Source organism: Pseudomonas sp. OVF7 (assembly GCF_030644265.1).
In the GTDB taxonomy this organism is placed as follows: domain Bacteria; phylum Pseudomonadota; class Gammaproteobacteria; order Pseudomonadales; family Pseudomonadaceae; genus Aquipseudomonas; species Aquipseudomonas gorinensis.
Genome location: NZ_CP128996.1, coordinates 6,174,165 through 6,197,055 on the forward strand (window position 1 = coordinate 6,174,165; position 22,891 = coordinate 6,197,055).

A 22,891-nucleotide genomic window follows, 5' to 3' on the forward strand; every position below is an offset into this window, starting at 1 on the left:
CCCCAGCAAAGACTTATTGGGCCCGGCCGAGCCAGGCCTGCAATTCAGAAAAATGATCGATCGTCAGCCTGGGCTCATATGGCTGCAACGCCTCGGCAGCCTGGGCGCCATAACTGACCGCCACACTGTCCATGCCAGCGTTGCGCGCCATCATCAGGTCGAAGGAAGCGTCGCCCACCATCAGCGCCTGGCGCGGCGACACGCCGCAATGGACCAGGATCTGCTCAAGCATCAGGGGATGGGGCTTGCTGGCGGTTTCGTCAGCGGCGCGGGTGATGTCGAAATAATCTTCCCAACCATACGCCTCGAGCACCCGGTCCAACCCGCGACGGGACTTACCGGTGGCGACGGCCAGGTGATAGCCCTCGGCGCGAAAAGCGTCCAGGGACTGCACCACCCCATCAAACAGCGGCGACGGCTCGGCCTCCAGGGCCATGTAGTGATCGACGTAGTGCCCACGGAAAGCGACCAACTCAGCGTCAGCGATGTGCGGGTACAAGGTACGAATCGCCTCCGGCAGGCCGAGGCCGATAATGCCCTTGACCGCGAGGTCAGTGCACGGCTCGAAGCCCGAGCGGTTGGAGGCGATGTGTATTGATTCGACGATCCGGCCAATGGAGTTGGCCAGGGTGCCGTCCCAATCGAAAATCAGCAGCTTGTAATCAAGGTGCGACACTCAAACGCTCCACGGTCTTGGCCCACATGTCATCGACCGGCGCCTGCAGTTTCAATTCACCGCCATCGGGCAGCGGCACGGTGAGCATATAGGCGTGCAGGAACAGGCGTTTGCCGCCCAGCTCCCGGATTTCCTTGGAGAAATCCTCGTCGCCATATTTGGTATCGCCCGCAATGCAGTGGCCCGCATGCAGGGTGTGCACGCGAATCTGGTGGGTACGACCGGTGACGGGCTTGGCTTCGACCAGAGTGGCGAAGTCACCGAAGCGGCGCAGCACCTTGAACAGGGTCAGGGCCTCTTTGCCCTCCTCGTCCACTTCAACCATGCGCTCGCCGGAGCGCAGGTTGCTCTTCTGCAACGGCGCGCGGACGCTCTTGATCGAACTGGCCCAGTTGCCACGCACCAGCGCCATGTAGCGCTTGTCCACGCCATCGCCACGCAGGGCTGTGTGCAGATGGCGCAACATGCTGCGCTTCTTGGCGATCATGAGCAGGCCGGAGGTGTCACGGTCCAGGCGGTGGACCAGCTCCAGCTCCTTGGCATCCGGACGCAGCTGACGAAAGGCTTCGATCACGCCGAAGTTCAGGCCGCTGCCCCCGTGAACCGCAATGCCGCACGGCTTGTTGATCACAATCAGCTTGCTGTCTTCGAAGACAATCGAGGCCTCGAGGCGCTGCAACAGGCCCTGGGCCAATGGCACGGGCTCGTCACGCTCAGGTACGCGCACCGGCGGCACACGAACGATATCGCCCGCCTGCAGCTTGTACTCGGGCTTGATGCGGCCCTTGTTCACACGCACTTCGCCTTTACGCAAGATGCGGTAAATCAAGGTCTTGGGCACGCCTTTGAGCCTGGCCAGGAGAAAATTGTCGATGCGTTGGCCGGCATATTCCGGCGAGACCTCGAGCAGCTGGACGCTGGGGGTCTGGGGGGCGGTAGTCGTCATGGCGGCGATGATAACAATTTTTTATGGAATTGAAGCACTTAATCATTGCTGCTATAGTCGCGAACGCCGCCAAAAGCGGCCTGGACAGAGGACTAGCGGCAAACTGCCGGCCCTGACCATCGCAATTCATCAGGACGCGAGGCCGTCCTACGGGGCTTTCACCACCTTGGAACGCCCGAGATTGTAACAAGCGCAGGTGACATGAGGCCTGAAGCGAGTGCAGAAAGCAGAGTGAATACTCGTCTTCTGCGCCGATATTTACGGCCAGTTCACAAAGTGCAGTCAGTCTTGGGACACACCATGGCGAATGCTTCGGAAACAACGCCTGTTAAGAGCTGAGTGAGAGCGCAGTCGCCCACACCTAGTCTTGTTTAGCCATGAGCGTGGACTCCCCATTGGAGAACACGGTAAATGCCAACCCGCTGCGGATTCTGCGCGCGGCAGCACCCGAATTATCAGGGATACGTGTAGGGTGGAGATGCACAACCGTCGGACCGTGTAGCACTAGGCTTATATATAGACGCTTCATCTCGTCCACAGTCGCCGGTTGATTCCTCCTCCTGACCTTAGCTTTTGTTGAAGTGGTGCCTTTGTCACCACCGCTAACAAGCAGGACGCGTCCGTCGCGATACCAGCCCAATTGGCCGGTTATTGCTGGACACTGGAGTGGCCAACCACTCTTGACGCACCTGACACCGACCGTGAGAAGTCGTGTGTGCCGAACGCCGTTTCCGGCAGCCCGGAAACCGACGGTACAACATGAAAAGAATGCTGATTAACGCAACTCAACCCGAAGAGTTGCGTGTTGCACTGGTAGATGGCCAACGCCTCTACGACCTGGACATCGAATCCGGTGCACGCGAGCAAAAGAAGGCCAACATCTATAAAGGCCGTATTACTCGCATCGAACCGAGCCTTGAGGCTGCCTTTGTCGATTTCGGCTCCGAGCGCCACGGCTTCCTGCCCCTCAAAGAAATTTCCCGCGAATACTTCAAGAAATCCCCTGAAGGCCGCGTGAACATCAAGGACGTCCTGAGCGAAGGCCAGGAAGTCATCGTCCAGGTCGAAAAAGAAGAACGTGGCAACAAGGGCGCCGCCCTGACCACCTTCATCAGCCTGGCCGGCCGCTACCTGGTACTGATGCCGAACAACCCACGTGCCGGCGGCATTTCCCGTCGCATCGAAGGCGAAGAGCGCAACGAACTGCGCGAAGCGCTGAACGGCCTGGTTGCACCGGCCGACATGGGCCTGATCGTTCGCACTGCCGGCCTGGGCCGCAGCAGCGAGGAAATGCAGTGGGACCTCGACTACCTGCTGCAACTGTGGACCGCTATCAAAGAAGCGTCCCTGGATCGTTCCGCGCCGTTCCTGATCTACCAGGAAAGCAACGTCATCATCCGCGCTATCCGCGACTACCTGCGCCAGGACATCGGCGAAGTGCTGATCGACAGCGTTGAAGCCCAGGATGAAGCCCTGACCTTCATCCGCCAGGTGATGCCGCAGTACGCCAGCAAGATCAAGCTGTACGAAGACAGCGTTCCGCTGTTCAACCGTTTCCAGATCGAAAGCCAGATCGAGACCGCCTTCCAGCGCGTGGTCGAACTGCCTTCCGGTGGCTCCATCGTGATCGACCCGACCGAAGCCCTGGTGTCCATCGACATCAACTCGGCGCGTGCCACGAAAGGTAGCGACATCGAAGAAACCGCCCTGCAGACCAACCTGGAAGCGGCTGAAGAAATCGCCCGCCAACTGCGCCTGCGTGATATCGGCGGCCTGATCGTGATCGACTTCATCGACATGACCCCAGCCAAGAACCAGCGCGCCGTGGAAGAGAAAGTCCGCGAATGCCTGGAAGCTGACCGTGCCCGCGTGCAAGTCGGCCGCATCTCGCGCTTCGGCCTGCTGGAAATGTCCCGTCAGCGCCTGCGTCCATCCCTGGGCGAGAGCAGCGGCATCGTCTGCCCGCGTTGCAACGGCACCGGCATCATCCGTGACGTTGAATCGCTGTCCCTGGCGATCCTGCGCCTGATCGAAGAAGAAGCGCTGAAAGACCGCACCGCCGAAGTCCGCGCGCAAGTGCCGATCCCGGTGGCCGCGTTCCTGCTCAACGAAAAACGCAACTCGATCACCAAGATCGAACTGCGCACCCGTGCCCGTATCGTGATCCTGCCGAACGATCACCTCGAGACGCCGCACTTCGAAGTGCAGCGCCTGCGTGATGACAGCCCGGAAGCCCACAGCGGCCAGTCCAGCTACGAAATCGCGGCTGCCGCTGCCGAAGTGGAAGAAGTGCAGCCTGCCGCCGCGACCCGCACCCTGGTTCGCCAGGAAGCCGCCGTGAAGACCGCGCCAGCCCGTGCCAATGCACCGGTTCCGGTTGAAGCCGTCGCCCCGGTTGCCGCGCCGGCCGCCCTGCCTGAACCAAGCCTGTTCAAGGGCCTGGTGAAGTCGCTGGTCAGCCTGTTCGCCACCAAGGAAGAGCCTGCTGCACCGGTAGTGGTTGAAAAACCAGCCACCGAACGCCCGGCTCGCAACGAAGAGCGTCGCAACGGTCGCCAGCAAAGCCGCAACCGCAATGGTCGTCGTGACGAAGAGCGCAAGCCGCGCGAAGAACGTGCCCCGCGTGAAGAGCGCGCACCACGTGAAGAGCGTGCGCCTCGCGAAGCCCGTGAAGACACTCCGGCCGTAGCCCGTGAAGAACGTGCACCGCGCGAAGAGCGCGCACCGCGTACCCCACGTGCTCCGCGTGAAGATCGCAAGCCACGTGGCGAACGTGAAGAACGTGTGCGCGAACTGCGCGAGCCACTGGACGCTGCGCCAGCCGTTGCCGGTGCTGCTGTTGCAGTTACTGCCTCGACTGAAGAACGCCCGGCTCGCCAACCGCGTGAAGAACGTGCGCCACGTGAAGAACGTCAACCACGTGCTCCGCGTGAAGAACGTCAACCTCGTGCCGAGCAAGCCCCTGCCGCCAGCGAAGAAGAAGTGCTGACCGGCGAAGAGCAACTGCAGGAAGACGGCCAGGACAACGCCGAAGGCGATCGTCCACGCCGCCGCTCCCGTGGCCAGCGTCGTCGCAGCAACCGTCGCGAGCGTCAACGTGATGCCAACGGCAATGTGATCGAAGGCTCGGAAGAGACCGGCGAGAACGCAGAAGCCGCCACCAGCGAACCCACTGGCACCGAACTGGCTGCCGGCCTGGCCGTAACCGCTGCTGTTGCCAGCTCGGTCATCAGCGCACCTGCTGAAGCCCAGGCTCACGAACAGGCTGAACGCGCCACTGCCGCCGTCGAAGAAACGCATGCGGCAGAAGCGCCTGTCGCTGAAACCCCAGTCGTTGAAGCACCGGTTGTCGAAGCCACCACCCCAATCGAAGCCCCCGTGGTTCCGGAAGTGGAGGTTGCACCGGTTCGTGAAGCCCAGCCGGAAGCCGAAGTTACCACTACCGAGCCTGAAGCGGTTGCTGAGCCTCAGCCAGTGGTTGAAGCCCCGGTTGTCGAAGCAGCGGCCCCGGCTGTGCGTGAAGTTCGCGAAGAACAGACCGCGTTCCAGTGGACTGCCGAGCCTGCCGCTCCAGTTGAAGTGCCAGCCCCTGCCCCTGTGGTAGAAGAAGCGCCGGCCCCGGTCGCCGAAGTGGTTGAAGCCGCCCCGGTTGTGGTTGCCGAGCCTGCGCCAGCGGTTGAGACGCCAGTGGTTGCCGAAGTCGCCGCGCCGGTGGTTGAAGCTGCCCCAGTGGTCAGCGCACTGACCGAAAACGGCCGTGCGCCGAACGACCCACGTGAAGTGCGTCGTCGCCGCAAGGAAGCTGAAGCCGCCGCTGCTGCCGCAGCCGCTGCCGCACCGGCTGTAGCCGAAGTGGTCGAGGCGCCAGCCCCGGTCGCTGAAACTGTGGTGGAGCACACTGCCCCTATCGTCGACGAGAACCCAGGTTCTGCTGACGAAGTGGTAGAGCATCATCCAAAGGCCTTGGAAGAAGAACACGAGCCTAAACCCTTCGTCTGATTCCATAAGCCAATAAAAAGCCCCGCCTGATCACTCAGGCGGGGCTTTTTTTTATGCGATCGGGTTGTGTCCAGCGAGCCGGCTGCCAGAAGGTCAGGCAGGCACGAAACGTAATGACGGTGGCACATCTACATCCCATAGCACGCCGGGGTCGTCCACGGGCACTTCCCGTACGCTGGCATGCGCAAACAGCGGTCGAGCCCCCCGGTCCCCCGTCAGCGCCATCAACGCTGGCCCGAGCGAACGCCCGAACATGACCGGATGCCCATACTGTCCAGCATGCACCGGCACACTGATACCCTCCGCGTGCGCCACCACCTGCTCAATACTGCTCGGCAGGATAAACGGCATATCCCCCAGCACCACCAACCAACCGTCGCTTGAACGGCTGGCCGCCACCGCCGCCGCAAGGCTGTCGCCCATGCCCGCCGAGCGCAGCAGCACCACTTCGCAGCCGTAGCGCTGTGCCAAACGAATGACTTCAAGCCGATCCGGCGAGGTCACCACACAGCGTTTTGCAACGCTATCAGGCACATTCACCAACACCTGTTCGAATACCGGCCGCATCACGCCGTCCCGGCCAACGCACTGCGCCAGCAACTTGTCCTGATCAGCGCCGGCCGCAGCGCGAAAACGACTGCCCTGCCCCGCCGCCAGCACAATGGCAGTCACCATCACTCAACCACCGTCGACAGCGGCTTTTTTTGCACGGCCTCCACGCCGTTCTTGATCGCGACAATCTCTGCCATCAATGACAACGCGATCTCCGCCGGCGTGTGGCTGCCGATATGCAAACCGATCGGCCCGTGCAGACGCGCAATCGCATCGGCCGACAAACCAAGTGCCGCCAGGTTCTCACGGCGTTTCTGGCTATTGACCCGCGACCCCAGCGCGCCGATATAAAACGCATTGGAGTTCAGCGCCGTCAGCAGCGCCATGTCATCCAGGCGCGGGTCATGGGTCAGGCAGACGATGGCCGTGCGTTCGTCGGTCTGGATGTTCAGCACCGCTTCATCGGGCATACCTGGCACAAAGCGGCCGTGCTGTTCTTCCCAGCCATACACAAATTCATCCCGCGGGTCACAGATCAGCACTTCGAAATCCAGCAACCGCGCCATTTCCGCCACATAACGCGACAGTTGCCCGGCACCGATCAACAGCAGGCGCCAGCGCGGGCCGTAGATGGCGCGCAAACGCTGGCCATCAAAGCTCACCACGTCGGTCTTGTTCGCAGCACTCAGGCTAACAGCCCCCGTGGCCAGCTCCAGTTCACGGGCGACAATTTCATGGGCCTCGCAGCGCGCCAGCAATTGGGCAACCCACTCCCACTCAATGACCCGCTCCTCGGTCAGGCGCAGGGTGCCGCCACATGGCAAGCCAAAGCGCGCTGCCTCATCCCGGGTCACACCGTAAGTCACCAGTTGCACCGGCGGCCCGTCTTCGGCCAACCGCCCATCCTGCAAGCGCGCAATCAGGTCATCTTCGATGCACCCGCCAGATACCGAGCCAATCACCACGCCATCGCCGCGCAAAGCCAGCATGGCCCCCGGCGGGCGCGGCGCGCTGCCCCAGGTCTGGACCACGCTATACAACACCACCCGTTGCCCGGCGCGACGCCATTCGAGCACGCTACGCAGGACGTTCAGATCCACACTGTCCATCAGGCCTTCACCTCCTGCCAGCCTTGCAGTTGGTAACGCACCGGCAGTTCGCGGATACGCTTACCCGTCGCGGCAAAGATCGCATTGCACAGCGCCGGCGCAATCGGCGGCACGCCGGGCTCACCGACCCCGCCTAATGGCACCTCGCCCTTTGGCGTGACCAGGTGCACGGCAACTTGCCTGGGCGCCAGGGACATGCGCGCCACTTCATACATATGGAAATTGTCCTGCTGGACCTTGCCATCCTTGAAGCTGATTTCACCCAGCACGGCATTCCCCAGGCCCATCACACAGGCACCTTCGAACTGCGAGCGGATGCGCTCTGGGTTGATCTGCGGGCCACAGTCCACGGCAATATCGGCCTTGTGCACGATCAGGGTGCCATCACCCTGGACCTCTACCTCGATCACCGCGGCCACATAGGTGACGAAGCTGTAGTGCACCGCCAGCCCCAGACCTCGGCCCTTGGGCAAGGTGCGCCCCCAGCCCGCCGCCTTGGCTGCGGTTTCCAGCACACCACGCAGGCGGGCAGTGTCGATCGGGTAGCGCTCCGGGGATTCGCCGTAGTTCCACTCGTCACTCAGGGTTTTCGGATCGATCTGACGGTCTGGGCCAAGCAACTTGAGTTGGTATTGCAACGGGTCCTGGCCGGCCTTGTGCGCGAGTTCATCGACAAAGCACTGAATCGCAAAACCATGGGGGATGTTCGACACCGAACGGTACCAGCCAACCCGGGTATGGGCCGCCGCCTCTGGGTTTTCCAGGCGTACGTTAGGGATCGCGTAGGCCATGTTGGTAAAGCCCATGCCCAGCTCGAACGCTGCCTCATGGTTCATGCCCGGCGCAAACAGCGCGGTGATACTCGGCGCCACGGTGCGATGCAGCCAAGCGGACGGCAGGCCATCCTTGTTCAGGCCAGCCTTGAGGTACTCGGCGGACACGGTGTGGAAATAGGCGTTATGGATGTCATCTTCACGGGTCCATTGCACACGCACGGCCTTGCCGGGGAATGCCTTGGCCAGGATGGCCGCCTCGACGACGAAGTCCGGCTTGGACTTGCGGCCAAAGCCACCGCCAAGCAATGTGACATTGACGGTGACGTTATCGAATGGCAGCCCCAGGCGCTCGGCGATTCGTTCACGGGTCACCTGGGGCGCCTGGCTGGGCGCCCAGGCTTCGCACTGGCCGTTGTCGAAACGAGCGATGGCGACCATCGGCTCCATCGGCGATTGGGCCAGATGGGGCAGGTAATAAGCGGCCTCCAGGGTACTGTCCGACTCGCCAAGGGCCTGGTCGAGATTGCCAGTATTGCGCACCACTTTGCCCGGCTTCTGCGCGGCGGCTTCCAGCGTCTTACGGTAGTCGACGGAGTTGTAGCCGGCGTTGACGCCATCGTCCCAGACAATGGTCAACGCTTCACGGCCCTTGATCGCCGCCCAGGTGTTGCTGGCGATAACGGCGATCCCACCAAGGGGCTGGAACTCCGAGGGCAGGGGCCGGCTTTCGATTTCCAGGACCTTGACCACGCCCGGCACCTTCAACGCCGCACTGGCATCGAAGGACTTGACCTTGCCGCCGTACACCTTCGGCCGTGCAACGGTGGCGTAGAGCATGCCGTCGAAATGCACGTCAGCGCCGTAGACCGCACGGCCATTGACGATATCGGCACCATCGATGGCCTTGACGCCTTCCTTGCCGATGTAGCGAAATTCCGACGGTTGCTTGAGGCGCAGGCTGTCTCGCGCCGGCACCGCCAATGCACCGGCAGCGGTGGCCAGCTCGCCATAACCCAATTCGCGAGCGCTCGGCTGGTGAATGACTTTGTGCAGTTGTGCCCGGCACTCGCCCACCGGAACGTTCCACTGCTCGGCAGCGGCCTGCTCCAGCATGGCCCGGACACTGGCGCCACAACGGCGCATCGGCTCATACCAATGGCGCATGCTGCGCGAGCCATCGGTGTCTTGGTTGCCGTAACGCACCTCATCACCGGGCGCCTGCTGGACCTTCACATGGGCCCAATCGGCGTCCAGCTCATCGGCAACCACCAGGCTCAGGCTGGTGCGCACGCCCTGGCCCATTTCCGAACGGTTGCAGATCACGGTCACCGTGCCGTCGGTGGCAATACTGACGTAGACCTTGGGATCGTCGATCAGCCCATGGGGCATGGCGTCGCCGCCGTACTTCTTCACCGCGTCGGCGGCGAAGGCATCGGGCAGGCCCCAACTGGCCGCCACCACCAACGCACCGGTAGCGCCGAGCCCTTTGAGGAAGCCGCGACGACTGAGGTTATTGAGGACGAAATCAGCCGGCAATGCGCTCATGCCTTGGCCTCCTGCAGGTGGGTGGCCGCCTGGCGGATCGCGGTCTTGATGCGGTTGTAGGTGCCGCAACGGCAGATATTGCCGACCATCGCTTCTTCAATTTGCGCATCGCTGGGGTTGGGATTGGTTTTCAGCAATGCCGTGGCCGACATGATCTGGCCGCCCTGGCAGTAACCGCACTGGGCCACGGCCGTGTCGAGCCAGGCTTGCTGGACCACCTGGCCGATGGGGTCGGTGTGCAGGTTGTCGATGGTGCTGATGGCCTGGCCCTTGACCGCGCCGATCGGGGTAATACAACTGCGGGCCGGCGCGCCGTCGATATGAATGGTGCACGCGCCGCACAGGCCCATGCCGCAGCCGAACTTGGTGCCGTTATAGCCGGCAACGTCGCGGATAGCCCACAACAGCGGCATATCCTCGGTGACGTCCAATGAATGGTCTTGACCGTTGAGTTTGAGGGTAATCATGGGCACGCCCGCATAGTGACTGGGTTATGGGGTCGAGCAATCTGCCCACTTGAAGAAAGCGGAGTCGGTTGACGCAGATGGCTCAGGCTAATCGGGCTCTCTTGTGAAGATAAATCCTCACCGGGCCTTTGATAAACGAGGTTTATGAACGGATAAAAAAACATCCTTAGGGTGCTAAGTTAACTCACCATTAACAAAAAAGCCCGGCTGAGCATTGATGAGCACCACGCCTTGGGCCTGATCGCCAGGCACAAAAAAACCCATCCGAAGATGGGTTTTTCATACCGCGTGTCCGCTTACTTGATAACGGGAGCAGGGCCTTCAGCCACGCCCAGGTCGTCTTCTTCACGGGTGTCGGAGATACCGCGACCACCGGAAGCCAGTTCGACTTGCAGCTTGTCTTCGTCCAACTCCTTGACCCACTTGGCCACGACCAGGGTGGCAACGGCGTTACCGACCAGGTTGGTCAGGGCACGGGCTTCGGACATGAAGCGGTCGATACCCAGGATCAGCGCCAGGCCGGCAACCGGCAAGTGGCCCACGGCAGACAGGGTCGCTGCCAGTACGATGAAGCCGCTACCGGTCACGCCCGCAGCGCCTTTGGAGGACAGCAGCAGCACCAGCAACAGGGTGATCTGGTGGGTGATGTCCATGTGGGTGTCAGTCGCCTGGGCGATGAACACGGCAGCCATGGTCAGGTAGATCGAAGTGCCGTCGAGGTTGAACGAGTAACCGGTCGGGATCACCAGGCCAACCACGGATTTCTTCGCGCCCAGGCGTTCCATCTTGATCAGCATGCGTGGCAGTGCGGACTCGGAGGACGAAGTACCCAGGACAATCAGCAGTTCTTCACGGATGTAGCGGATCAGTTTCAGCACGCTGAAACCGTGGGCGCGGCAGATGGCGCCAAGCACCACGACCACGAACAGGACGCAGGTGATATAGAAGCAGATCATCAGCTGGCCCAGTTGCACCAGCGAACCCACGCCGTAAGCACCGATGGTGAACGCCATGGCGCCCAGGGCGCCGATTGGCGCGAGCTTCATGATCATGTTGATGATGTTGAACATCACGTGGGCGAAGCGATCGATGAAGTCCAGCACCGGCTTGCCATAGGCACCCAGGCGATGCAGGGCGAAACCGAAGATCACCGAGAACATCAGCACTTGCAGGATGTCACCGGTCGCGAACGCGCCGACGATGGTGTTCGGGATCACGTTAAGCAGGAAGCCAACGATGCTCTGGTCTGCACCGGCAGTCACGTAGGCAGCGACTTTCGAAGCGTCCAGGGTGGCCACGTCGATGTGCATGCCGGCGCCCGGTTGCACAACGTTCACGACGACCAGGCCGATCAGCAGGGCGATGGTGGAAACGATTTCGAAGTACAGCAGCGCATAGCCGCCGGTCTTGCCCACCGATTTCATGTTTTGCATGCCAGCGATACCGCTGACAACGGTGCAGAAGATGATCGGGGCGATGACCATTTTGATCAGCTTGATAAAGCCGTCACCCAGTGGCTTGAGGGCCACACCGGTCTGCGGGTAGAAGTGACCGAGCAAAATACCGATAACGATTGCAACGATCACCTGGAAATACAGGGATTTGTACAGTGGCTGACGAGTCGTCATTGCAAAGTTCCTCAATCGTCCCGTGTGGCAAATATCCGCCATTGCCCACGGCACTTGAATTGCGAACCCTCCTGCACTGGAGGGATTTGTTGTTTGCGAGGCCTGTAGGACCAAGCCTGCGCTGTCATCCTTATCGCAAACGCCGTGCCACTTTGCTGAAAATCCCCACAGGCCTTTAGACATCAGGGCCCGAGGGATTCCAGCGTAATCGGGGGCTGGGCCGGAGGTGGCGGATTTCCGCCCACCCGTCCAATCCCGTCCTACAATTTGGCGGATATCCGCCTTGTTGCTCCGTCAGGGGGTGGCTACCATCCGCCACTCCATGGACGAGGCCCCTTCATGCGTGAACGTACCATCGCCAGTCACTACGCCCGAGCCGCCCTCCGCGGTGCGCGTCGGGCCGGTTACGACTACACGGGCCTGTTGCTGCAGGTGGGCATTACCCCGGAACTGCTGAATGAACCTCGCGCCCGCATCGCGCCTGAGCAATTTACCCGGCTGTTGCAAATGCTCTGGCGCGAGCTGGATGACGAATACCTGGGGTTCGCCGAAGGCCCAAGCAAGCGCGGCACCTTCGCCATGATGTGCCATGCCCTGATCCACTGCCGCACCCTGGAGAAGGCTCTGGAACGCGGCTTATTATTTTATAGCCTATTCCCACAAGGTCCGCGTTGGCGGCTGACGCGTGATGGCGAAATGGCGCATTTGAGCCTGGATGATTCCCAGCTCTGGGACCCGGACCACTTCCTCAGCGAATGCCTGTTGGTCATCTGGCATCGCCTGGGCAGTTGGTTGATCGGCCAGCGTATCCGCCTGCACCAGGCCACGTTCAGCTACCCAATGCCGGACCATGCCAGCGAGTACGACCTGCTGTTTCCCTGCCCCCAGGTATTTGGCGCGCCAACCAGCAGCCTGGTATTCCCCGCACGCTATTTGAGCCTGCCGCTGTTGCAGGACGAACGCACGCTCAAGCTTTTCCTCGAGCGCTCCCCGGCTGATTTGCTGTCGCGGCCCGATGAAGGCGACAGTTTGAGCAGCCAGATCCGACGCCTGCTCAGCCGCGACCGCACACCCTGGCCGGATCTGGAGGCTATCGCCCAGCACCTGCATATCAGCCCGCAGACCTTGCGTCGACACCTGCGCGAAGAAGGCTGCAGCTTCCAGGCGCTCAAGGATGAGTTACGTCGGGATATCGCCATCTACCACCTGGGACGCGCGGACTTGTCATTGCAGGAGATCGCCGAGCAGCTGGGTTTTTCCGAGCCGTCGGCGTTTCATCGGGCGTTCAAGAAGTGGACGGGATTGACACCTGGAGCCTATCGGGCCCAGGAAAATTAGAAGATTGTTTGTTGTGGCAAGCCCCAATTCCAGTCAGTTAAGGAGGAACACTGCAACGGTGGCGAGCGGGCTTGCCCTAATGCCGTTCAGTTAAGGCTTTTTTGTAGGAGCGAGGGGGACGCCTAGTTCTTGCTCGCGAAAAACTCACAGGCGCCGCGTTCATTCAGGAAACACGCGTTATCGTTGACGTTTTTCGCGAGCAAGCTCGCTCCTACAGAAGGCGATGTACGCTTAACTGAACGGCATTAGGGCAAGCCCGCCTGCCACAAAGGATGCCTTAACCACGGCTAGCCGATCACACGGCCGGAAAGTGAATCCTGAAGGCCGCCCCACCCAGTGTTGAATCCCCCAGGGTCAGGCGCGCGCCGTAGCTTTCGATGATGTCCTTGACCACCGCCAAGCCGATGCCCTGCCCCGGATGCTGACGGTCCAGGCGCTCGCCCCGTTGCAGAATCCGCGCACGCTGGTCCGGCGGTACGCCGGGGCCGTCATCTTCGATACACAACTCGGTGCCCTCCAGACTTTCCACCAAACTGATGCGCACCTCGCTCAGGCACAGGCGGTAGGCGTTTTCCAGCAGGTTGCCGAGTAATTCGAGCAACGCGCCCTTTTCAATCGGCACATCGCACTCTGGGGGTAAGTCGAAGGCCACCGTGACCCGCTTGTCGCGGTACACCTTGCCCAGGGTGTCGCACAAGCTTTGCACCACCGGTTCCAGACGCACCTGATGGCGCACCAGGCCGCTTTTGCGCAGGCTGGCGCGCTGCAATTGGTAGCTGATCTGCTGGCTCATGCGCTCGATCTGCGATTGCAGGACCCTGGCCTGGTCGCGGTCCTCAGGGCGCTGGGCCATGTCTTCGCTCACGCCCTGCAACACTGCCAACGGGGTTTTCAGGCTGTGGGCCAGGTCGTCAAGGGAGTCGCGGTAGCGGGTGCGTTGTTCTCGTTCGCTGTGCAGCAGGCGGTTGAGGGAGCCCGTCAGGCGCAGCAGTTCGCGGGGGTGTTGTTCACTGAGGCTTTCGCGGGTACCGCCCTCGATCTGGTCCAGCTCCTGGCTCAGGCGCCGCAGGGCTTGCAGGCCCCAGGTCAAGCCCAGCCACAACAAGGTCAACAGCACCAGCAAGGCCGCGCCGAAGCCCAGGTAGAGGTTTTCGCGCAGGCCTTCGAGGGTCAGTTGGTATTCGCGCACCGGTTGCAGGGCGACGATACTGAACGCCGCGCTCTTGCCCCCCAGCAGCTTGACCTCCACGTCATAGACGAAGAACTCCTGGCCATTGGCTTCGCGAATCCGCGCAAATTCATTGCCGCGCCCGTCGTAGCGCGGCTTGTAGTTGATGTTTTCTTCACGGGTCGCGCGCGAGCGCCACACCAGGTGGCCTTCGCGGTCGTAGATATAGCCGAGCAGCCGGCTATCGGTCAGGTTGAAGCGTTCGTCCGGCAACTGCGCGGGCATCAGCAGGCGGTTGTTTTCGACCCGCGCCGCCGAAATCAAGGTGGTCACGTCCGAGGCCAGGCGCTGCTCGATGGAATCCTGCAGCGCCAGGCTGAAGGCGCCCTGCATGGCCGGCAACAACCCCAGCATAAACAGCACGGCCAAGGTCGCGGCCGCCAGCATCAAGCGCACACGTAGCGAGCGAATCAACGGCAACGCTCATTGAACAGGTAACCCAAGCCGCGCACGGTGTCGATCGGCTTGAACCCTGCCGTGCCTTCCAGCTTGCGGCGCAGGCGGCCAACCAGCACTTCGATGACGTTCGGGTCGCGCTCGTCGTCATCGGGGTAGAGCTGCTCCATCAAGCGGTCCTTGGCGACCACTTGTTGATGGTGACGCATCAGGTATTCAAGGATCCGATATTCATAGGCGGTCAGCGCCAACGGCTGCTCATCCAGGGACGCCTGCTTGCGATTGAGGTCCAGCAGCAACGGCCCGGCGACAATGGTCGACTGGGTAAAACCGCTGGAGCGGCGCAACAAGGCGTTCATGCGCGCCTCCAGCTCTTCGAACTGGAAAGGCTTGACCACATAGTCGTCGGCACCAGCCGCCAACCCCTCGACCTTGTCCTGCCAGTTGCCACGGGCGGTCAGGATCAGGATCGGGAAGGTCTTGGCCTGGCTGCGCAGTTGGCGGATCAAATCCAGGCCACCCATGCCAGGCAAGCCGAGGTCGATAATGGCCAGGTCATGGTTGAATTGCCCGGTCTGGTACAAGGCTTCTTCGGCATTGGCCACGGCCTCGACCACATGGCCGCTGTCGGTCAGGCGGGTAAACAGGTGATGACGCAGCAGCGCCTCATCTTCCACCACCAGCAATTTCATAAGGCTCTCCAAGGCAATTCAACTGTCCGACAGGGGGATATCATAGCGGCCCTGCAGGTCTTGCGGGCGCAGTTTAGTGCCATTGTACTCACCAGTCAGGCGACCATAGCCGACGCGATAAGCCGCCTGCGGGGTGGCAAGCCCCAGCGACTGGCCCCAAGGGGCGGACTGAGTGCCTGCATCTTCGAAGCTGACACGATGAATCAGGTTGCTGGATTTCTTGGTTCGCTCGCTACCGAATGCTGCAAAGGCGCTATCAGAGGCCTGGACCCCGGCAGTGGCACTGAGCATGGTCAACGCCAACATCAGCTTCTTGATCGCAGTCATGGTGCTACCTCATACGCGTTTGGGCTGTGGGATCCAGACTACGCAGGCGCCCCTGAACTCCCCCTGAACAGGCTCTGAACCTCACCTGAACCACTGTGGGCTATCCACTGGCGCACCAACTCGGCAAAATACCGCACATGACGCCCCTACCCGCTTGCTGCACCCCACTCGACGCCCATTGGCCGCTGCCCGATCCTTTGCCGGGCACGGTGTTTCTCAGCACGCGCTTCGACCCTGCCTTGTTGGCGCCGGGTGATTTCCAGCGCAGCGCGGTACCCCCGCCGGCAAGCATCCAGCGCTCAGTGGCCAAGCGCCAGGCGGAGTTTCTCGCCGGCCGACTGTGCGCTCGCGCCGCGCTGCAACACCTTGACCAGCTGGATTGCGTCCCGGCCATCGGCGAAGACCGTGCGCCGGTCTGGCCAGGGCATATCAGTGGCTCCATCACCCACAGCACCGGGCATGCGGCGGCGATAGTCGGCCACAAGGCGCAGTGGCGCGGGCTGGGCATGGACCTGGAAAATATGCTGAGCCTGGAACGGGCAGAACGCCTGGCCGGGGAAATCCTCACCGTTGATGAGTTGCAGCGCATGGCCGTGCTGCCCCGCGAGCAACATGCGCAGCTGGTCACCTTGACGTTTTCGGCCAAGGAGAGCCTGTTCAAGGCGCTTTATCCGATCGTGCAGAAGCGCTTCTACTTTGAGCATGCCGAGGTGCTGGAGTGGTCGGAGGCCGGGGCTGTAAGGTTGCGCCTGTTGACGGACCTGTCCAGCGAGTGGTGCCGCGGCAAGGACCTTACCGCGCAGTTCGTTGTGAATGAGGGGCAGTTGTTGAGCCTGGTTGCCATCGGCGCTTGATAGACCGCCATCGGGAGCAAGCTCCCTCCCACAGGGGAGCGCATTCCAAATGTGGGAGGGTCGATGCGACGATTCCACGGGCTCCCGATGGCGGGGTCAGGGTTTATCCTGATCCCTGGGCCAACTCAAGCTGAAACACGCCCCACCCAGGTTGTTGCTCTTGCTGATCAACGCCCGGCCGCCGTGCCAGTAGATAATCCGCCGGACAATCGACAACCCCAGACCATGCCCGCCCGATGCACGGGTGCGGCTGTCGTCCAAACGCAGGAAGGGCGTGAAGATGCGCTCCCAGGCGCTTTCCGGCACGCCGGGGCCATCGTCTTCCACATCGATGCGGCAGCGCACCTGGCCGACCTGATAGCTGATCAGCACCCGCCCCTGGGCATGCCGCATGGCGTTGCTCACCAGGTTTTGCAGCGCACGGTGTAAGTAGCGCGGTTCGGCATCGACCCAGGCGTCATCCCAATGTGCCGATGACAGGCAAATACCCCGAGCCACATTGACCTGCGGACGCAGTGGCGACAATTCGCCGATCACCTGATCGAGCAGCGCATCGAGGTCGACCCGCTGGAAATTCAGCTCCGGCGCGCCCTGCTCCAGACGGGCGTAGGTGAGCATTTCGTCCACCAGGCCATCGAGGTCCTGGATATCGCTGTCCATGCCTTCCATATATTTGCGCCGGGCTTCGGGGCTGGCGGCTTCGCCAATCATCTCCAGGCCGAAGCGCAGGCGCGCCACTGGCGTGCGCAATTCGTGGGACACGGCGCGCACCAGTTCGCGCTGGATCGCCAGCAACTGCTGCAGGTGCTCGGCCATGCCATTGAACGCCGCAGCCAGGCGCCCGACCGAATCGGCACCGCGGGCGGGCACACGCACTTCCAGGTTGCCCTTGGCGATGCGCGTGGCCGCGGCTTCCAGGCCCTTGAGTCGTCGTTCGAGCTGGCGCACCAGTAAATAGACGATCAGGCCGATCAGGGTCAGGCCGATCAGCGCGATCAAGATCAACCACTGCGCCGGGTACGGGTTCATTTGATACAACGGGCCGATTTCGAGCACCCAGGGCGTACCGACCATGCCGGCAAACACCCGGATCGAATCGCCCCCTTTGCCCAGCGCCATTACCGTATCGCCTTCCGCAACGCGGCGACGCTGGTCATCGTCCATATCGGCCTGGTCGAGGTTCATCAGGTGCATCTCAAAGCCAAAGCCCTTGGCTTCCTTTATAGCGGCCAAGCGTTGTGGCTGTTCGGCCACCGGGAAACGCACCAGTTCGTCGGCCAGCAGGTAAATCGTCGCGCGCGCCAATTGCTCGCTGATCTGTTGCACTTCGCCGGTCAGTACGAGTGACTCTTGCTCACTGACCAGGCGCAGCACCCGCGCCGCATGCGGGCCGGTCTGCTCCACCAGTACCTGGCCGCGTTGCAGGCGGTTGCGTTGGCTCAAGTCCAGTTGCGCCTCGCTGAGCGTGCGCAGCTCCAGGGGGATGCCTAACAATCGCTCCCACACCGCCAGGGCGCGCTGGCGCTCGATCGGGCTCATGGGTTGCAGGTTGTCACCCATCAAGGCAAAGGTGCCGTGGGCCAGGCGTTCGCGGTACTGGCCGCTGCGCACTTCATTGAGCAGGTGCAAGGCCAGCACGCCCAGGAGCGCCACCAGGATCAGCGCCGCGCACATGCCGCCATAGATACGCAGGAAGATCGAATTCACAGCGGCATATCGGCGGCGGCTTCAGGAACGAACAGGTAGCCCTTGCTGCGGATGGTCTTGATCAGGCGCGGGTGGATCGGGTCGTCGCCGATTTTCGGGCGAATGCGTGAAATGCGTACATCGATGGAACGGTCCTGGCCGTCATAGCCGATGCCGCGCAGGGCGATGAAGATCTCTTCGCGAGACAGGATACGCCCGGCGTTCGCCACCAGCAGCCAGAGCAAGTCGAACTCGGCGCTGGTCAGCTCGATGCCGCCGTCGTGCAACCAGGCTTCGCGCAGGGCGTTGTCCACCACCAGCGGGCCGAATTGCAGGCGACGCTGGTTTTCCACCACAGCCGGTTCGGCCGGTTCGCTGCGCCGCAGCAGGGCCTGGATGCGCGCGAGCAACAGGCGCGGACGCACGGGTTTACAGACATAGTCGTCGGCGCCCATGTCCAGGCCCATGACCTGGTCCATGTCGTCGGTGCGCGCGGTCAGCATGAGGATCACCCCGTCGTAGCGCTCGCGCACCTTGCGACAAATGCTCAGGCCGTCTTCGCCGGGCAACATCAGGTCGAGGATCACCAGGTCGGGTTGCTCGGCGATGATCCGTGCCGCAGCCTGGGCGCCGTCGCTTTCCACCGACACCCGCAAGCCGTTGCTCTCCAGATAATCGCGGGTCAACTCGGCGAGTCGCTCGTCATCCTCGACGATCAGTATTTGCCAGGCTTCGTGCTCCACGGGTAATCCTCGTTGTTATTAAGGGATTGATTGGCCTGTTCGATCAAAGGTGGGAGCAAGCCCCCTCCCACATGTTGATCTTCGCCAGCCACACCTTATTTGTAATGTTGTGAGGGCATAACAATGATCGATTGTAGCCATGCCCCAACCCTCAAACACAAGCCGGGAAATGCGTTCGGTGATCGAGTTTTTTTGTGATAGGGTTCGCGCCCTCAAAAATCCAATCGCACGTTTTTACCTTGGAATATTCAGTGACAAACGGCGTAATCCAGCAGTACTGCGGCCTACACGGGTGTTCCAAGTTTCATACACATTTTACTCACAGCGTTATCCACAGGTCTTGCGTTGCTAAGCCTCCCAAAACGCATTATCTTGTACCTCGGCGCCAAAAAAACCCTACATGTAGGGTTTTTAGCGAAAAGACCCAACACAAATCAGACGAGAAACTCAAGCCCTTTCTTGCTCCTGTTTGGTCTGACCCCTGGATTATTTGAAAGCCCAAACCGCTCAAGCGGATGGCAACCGTTTTCAAGCTCCAACAGCGCAAAACGGTACGGGTGTTGCAGTGCTTGAACCTGGCAACTGTCACCCACCAGGAATACGGCAAAGGGCCTTTGAGCCCCGAACCGAAGACTTCGGCATGGAAGCGGCGCAAACAGCTCCCTTCCTCCTGTCCCGAAGTTGTTATGCCAGGCCCAGGCCTGCTGTAAGTGCTTCAGGACGGAACGGTGGGCACCGTGATGGTGCCCAAATAAATATAGAAATGTGGAGACAACCCCCCATGCAAACCGACACAACTCGCGAGAACCCGCAGGGCTCCGTGCCGCAGGCCGCTGATTCGAATATGGATCTGTCCGCCACTGCACCTGGCCAACTGCGCGTGATCAAGCGTAACGGCACTGTCGTTCCTTACACCGATGACAAAATCACCGTCGCCATCACCAAAGCGTTTCTTGCAGTTGAAGGCGGCACCGCTGCTGCCTCGTCGCGCATCCATGACACCGTTGCCCGCCTGACCGAACAAGTCACCGCGACCTTCAAGCGTCGCATGCCGTCGGGCGGCACCATCCACATCGAAGAAATCCAGGACCAGGTCGAACTGGCCCTGATGCGTGCCGGCGAGCAGAAAGTGGCCCGCGACTACGTGATCTACCGTGACTCGCGCGCCAAGGAACGTGCCGTGCGCGCCCCTGCCGCCGACGCCGCCGTACAGGCGCACCCGTCGATCCGCATCACCCTGGCCGACGGTACCTTTGCACCGCTGGACCTGGGCCGCCTGAACACCATCGTCACCGAAGCCTGCGAAGGCCTGGAAGAAGTCGACGGTGACCTGATCCAGCGCGAAACCCTGAAGAACCTGTACGACGGCGTGGCCCTGACCGACGTCAACACCGCCCTGGTGATGACCGCCCGTACCCTGGTTGAACGCGAGCCAAACTACTCGTTCGTGACCGCGCGCCTGCTGATGGACACCCTGCGTGCCGAAGGCCTGGGCTTCCTCGGCGTGGCCGAGAGCGCCACCCACCACGAGATGGCCGACCTGTACGCCAAGGCCCTGCCGGCCTACATCGCCAAGGGTATCGAATACGAATTGCTGAACCCGGTCCTGGCCACCTTCGACCTGGAAAAACTCGGCAAGGCGATCAACCACGAACGCGACCAGCAGTTTACCTACCTGGGCCTGCAGACCCTGTACGACCGTTACTTCATCCACAAGGACGGTATCCGCTTCGAATTGCCGCAAGTGTTCTTCATGCGCGTGGCCATGGGCCTGGCGATCGAAGAAAAGCATAAAGAAGACCGTGCGATCGAGTTCTACAACCTGCTGTCGTCCTTCGACTACATGTCGTCGACCCCGACCCTGTTCAACGCCGGCACCCTGCGTCCACAGCTGTCGAGCTGCTACCTGACCACCGTGCCGGATGACCTGTCGGGCATCTACCATGCGATCCACGACAACGCCATGCTGTCCAAATTCGCTGGCGGCCTGGGCAACGACTGGACGCCAGTGCGTGCACTGGGTTCGTACATCAAGGGCACCAACGGCAAGTCCCAGGGCGTAGTACCGTTCCTGAAAGTGGTGAACGACACCGCCGTCGCCGTGAACCAGGGTGGCAAGCGCAAAGGCGCTGTGTGTGCCTACCTGGAAACCTGGCACATGGACATTGAAGAGTTCATCGAGCTGCGCAAGAACACGGGCGATGACCGTCGTCGTACCCACGACATGAACACCGCCAACTGGATCCCTGACCTGTTCATGAAGCGTGTCTTCGATGACGGCAAATGGACCCTGTTCTCGCCATCCGAAGTGCCGGACCTGCACGACCTGACCGGCAAGGCCTTCGAAGAACGCTACGAGTACTACGAAGCCCTCACCGAGTACCCAGGCAAGGTCAAGCTGTTCAAGACCATCCAGGCCAAGGACCTGTGGCGCAAAATGCTGTCCATGCTGTTCGAAACCGGCCACCCATGGCTGACCTTCAAGGACCCATGCAACCTGCGCAGCCCGCAGCAGCACGTGGGCGTGGTCCACAGCTCGAACCTGTGCACCGAGATCACCTTGAACACCAACAAGGACGAGATCGCCGTTTGCAACCTGGGCTCGATCAACCTGCCGAACCACATCGTCAACGGCAAGCTGGACACCGCCAAGCTGGAGCGCACCGTCAACACCGCCGTACGCATGCTCGATAACGTTATCGACATCAACTACTACTCGGTGCCACAGGCGCAGAACTCCAACTTCAAGCACCGTCCAGTCGGCCTGGGCATCATGGGCTTCCAGGACGCGCTGTACCTGCAGCACATTCCTTACGGTTCGGATGCAGCGGTCGAGTTCGCCGACAAGTCCATGGAAGCGGTCAGCTACTACGCCATCCAGGCTTCCTGCGACCTGGCCGACGAGCGCGGCGCCTACGAGACGTTCCAGGGTTCGCTGTGGTCCAAGGGCATCCTGCCGCTGGATTCTCAACAGATCCTGATCGAGCAACGCGGCCAGAAGTACATCGACGTTGACCTGAACGAATCCCTGGACTGGGCGCCGGTACGTGCCCGTGTGCAGAAAGGTATTCGTAACTCCAACATCATGGCCATCGCACCGACCGCGACCATCGCCAACATTACTGGCGTATCGCAGTCGATCGAACCGACCTACCAGAACCTGTATGTGAAATCGAACCTGTCGGGCGAATTCACCGTGATCAACCCGTACCTGGTTCGCGACCTGAAAGCCCGTGGCCTGTGGGACTCGGTGATGATCAACGACCTGAAGTACTACGACGGTTCCGTGCAGCAGATCGAACGCATCCCGCAAGAACTCAAAGAGCTCTACGCAACCGCTTTCGAAGTGGACACCAAGTGGATCGTTGACGCCGCCAGCCGTCGTCAGAAGTGGATCGACCAGGCTCAGTCGCTGAACCTGTACATCGCCGGCGCATCGGGCAAGAAGCTGGACGTGACCTACCGCATGGCGTGGTACCGTGGCCTGAAAACCACTTACTACCTCCGTGCCCTGGCCGCGACCAGCACCGAGAAGTCAACCATCAACACCGGCAAGCTGAACGCGGTTTCCAGCGGCGGCAACCACGGTGATGACTCGGTGCTCGCAGCGCCAGCCGGCCCGGCCCCCGTGCCAAAGGCCTGCGCGATCGACGAGCCGGATTGCGAAGCTTGCCAATAAGCTGAGCCGCTCCTGGGCTTGAACGCCCCGGATTGAAAAAGCCCGATAGACCCCGACTGCATAGGGTTTATCGGGCTTTTTGGTTTCCTCATGCCCCCCCCGCTGGGCACCTCCAGACGAACGCCACATACCCGCCCTGCACTTGACTGGTGAGCCCACCGGCCCCTGACCTGATCAGTGGCGAGGCGGATATGGTGCACGCCTCATACGCGTTTTACGCATCGTTACTTGCGTCACGGCATGTTTTCCT

16 protein-coding genes are annotated in these 22,891 nt (G+C 61.4%); 4 read left to right on the forward strand and 12 right to left on the reverse strand.

The window, feature by feature from the left end:
- Positions 1-13: 13 nt before the first annotated feature.
- Complete coding sequence (locus tag QU606_RS28035; protein WP_304997858.1) at positions 14-676, reverse strand: HAD-IA family hydrolase; 663 nt, start codon at positions 674-676, stop codon at positions 14-16.
- Positions 663-1,622, reverse strand: coding sequence for a 23S rRNA pseudouridine(955/2504/2580) synthase RluC (gene rluC / locus QU606_RS28040; RefSeq protein ID WP_024076968.1), 960 nt, complete (start codon positions 1,620-1,622; stop codon positions 663-665). Before rluC ends, QU606_RS28035 begins: the two co-directional genes overlap by 14 nt.
- 768 nt (positions 1,623-2,390) lie before the next feature.
- On the opposite strand from rluC, the gene rne reads away from it, so the two are divergent.
- Positions 2,391-5,621 (forward strand): ribonuclease E, encoded by a 3,231-nt coding sequence (gene rne, locus QU606_RS28045; protein WP_304997859.1) that lies wholly within the window; start codon positions 2,391-2,393, stop codon positions 5,619-5,621.
- 93 nt (positions 5,622-5,714) lie between these two features.
- On the opposite strand, the gene QU606_RS28050 is transcribed toward rne, so the two are convergent.
- The 5 genes from QU606_RS28050 to QU606_RS28070 form a co-directional block, all read right to left on the reverse strand.
- A complete protein-coding gene (locus tag QU606_RS28050; protein WP_024076970.1) occupies positions 5,715-6,296 on the reverse strand; it encodes a nucleotidyltransferase family protein in 582 nt (193 codons plus the stop codon).
- Positions 6,296-7,282: an XdhC family protein gene (locus QU606_RS28055; protein ID WP_304997860.1), complete on the reverse strand. Its 987-nt coding sequence runs from the start codon at positions 7,280-7,282 to the stop codon at positions 6,296-6,298. Before QU606_RS28055 ends, QU606_RS28050 begins: the two co-directional genes overlap by 1 nt.
- Positions 7,282-9,603: a xanthine dehydrogenase family protein molybdopterin-binding subunit gene (locus QU606_RS28060; protein ID WP_304997861.1), complete on the reverse strand. Its 2,322-nt coding sequence runs from the start codon at positions 9,601-9,603 to the stop codon at positions 7,282-7,284. Before QU606_RS28060 ends, QU606_RS28055 begins: the two co-directional genes overlap by 1 nt.
- Entirely contained in the window at positions 9,600-10,070 is a 471-nt protein-coding gene (locus tag QU606_RS28065; RefSeq protein ID WP_024076973.1) for a (2Fe-2S)-binding protein, read from the reverse strand. The genes QU606_RS28060 and QU606_RS28065 overlap by 4 nt, the downstream gene beginning before the upstream one ends.
- Positions 10,071-10,366: 296 nt before the next feature.
- Positions 10,367-11,698: a dicarboxylate/amino acid:cation symporter gene (locus QU606_RS28070; protein ID WP_024076974.1), complete on the reverse strand. Its 1,332-nt coding sequence runs from the start codon at positions 11,696-11,698 to the stop codon at positions 10,367-10,369.
- Positions 11,699-12,037: 339 nt separating this feature from the next.
- Here QU606_RS28070 and QU606_RS28075 point away from each other — a divergent pair, with 339 nt between their 5' ends.
- Positions 12,038-13,036, forward strand: a complete 999-nt coding sequence (locus tag QU606_RS28075; protein WP_069076852.1) for an AraC family transcriptional regulator — start codon at positions 12,038-12,040, stop codon at positions 13,034-13,036.
- 295 nt (positions 13,037-13,331) lie between these two features.
- Here QU606_RS28075 and QU606_RS28080 read toward each other — a convergent pair whose 3' ends face one another.
- Genes QU606_RS28080 through QU606_RS28090 form a run of 3 tightly spaced genes read right to left on the reverse strand, consistent with a single transcriptional unit; the run spans position 13,332 to position 15,679 of the window.
- Positions 13,332-14,678 (reverse strand): ATP-binding protein, encoded by a 1,347-nt coding sequence (locus QU606_RS28080; RefSeq protein WP_024076976.1) that lies wholly within the window; start codon positions 14,676-14,678, stop codon positions 13,332-13,334.
- Positions 14,675-15,352, reverse strand: coding sequence for a response regulator (locus QU606_RS28085; protein WP_024076977.1), 678 nt, complete (start codon positions 15,350-15,352; stop codon positions 14,675-14,677). Before QU606_RS28085 ends, QU606_RS28080 begins: the two co-directional genes overlap by 4 nt.
- Positions 15,353-15,370: 18 nt before the next feature.
- Entirely contained in the window at positions 15,371-15,679 is a 309-nt protein-coding gene (locus QU606_RS28090; protein WP_024076978.1) for a hypothetical protein, read from the reverse strand.
- Between the two features lie 137 nt (positions 15,680-15,816).
- Between QU606_RS28090 and QU606_RS28095 the strand changes: the two genes are divergently transcribed.
- Positions 15,817-16,533, forward strand: a complete 717-nt coding sequence (locus QU606_RS28095; RefSeq protein ID WP_069077447.1) for a 4'-phosphopantetheinyl transferase — start codon at positions 15,817-15,819, stop codon at positions 16,531-16,533.
- A 96-nt stretch (positions 16,534-16,629) separates the two neighbouring features.
- Here the strand turns inward: QU606_RS28095 and QU606_RS28100 are convergent, their stop codons facing one another.
- Together QU606_RS28100 and QU606_RS28105 are read right to left on the reverse strand one after the other, a co-directional pair.
- A complete protein-coding gene (locus QU606_RS28100; RefSeq protein WP_069076854.1) occupies positions 16,630-18,240 on the reverse strand; it encodes an ATP-binding protein in 1,611 nt (536 codons plus the stop codon).
- Positions 18,237-18,962, reverse strand: a complete 726-nt coding sequence (locus QU606_RS28105) for a response regulator (RefSeq protein WP_024076981.1) — start codon at positions 18,960-18,962, stop codon at positions 18,237-18,239. The genes QU606_RS28100 and QU606_RS28105 overlap by 4 nt, the downstream gene beginning before the upstream one ends.
- Before the next feature lie 781 nt (positions 18,963-19,743).
- On the opposite strand from QU606_RS28105, the gene QU606_RS28110 reads away from it, so the two are divergent.
- Positions 19,744-22,641 (forward strand): ribonucleoside-diphosphate reductase subunit alpha, encoded by a 2,898-nt coding sequence (locus tag QU606_RS28110; protein ID WP_024076982.1) that lies wholly within the window; start codon positions 19,744-19,746, stop codon positions 22,639-22,641.
- Positions 22,642-22,891: the final 250 nt, after the last annotated feature.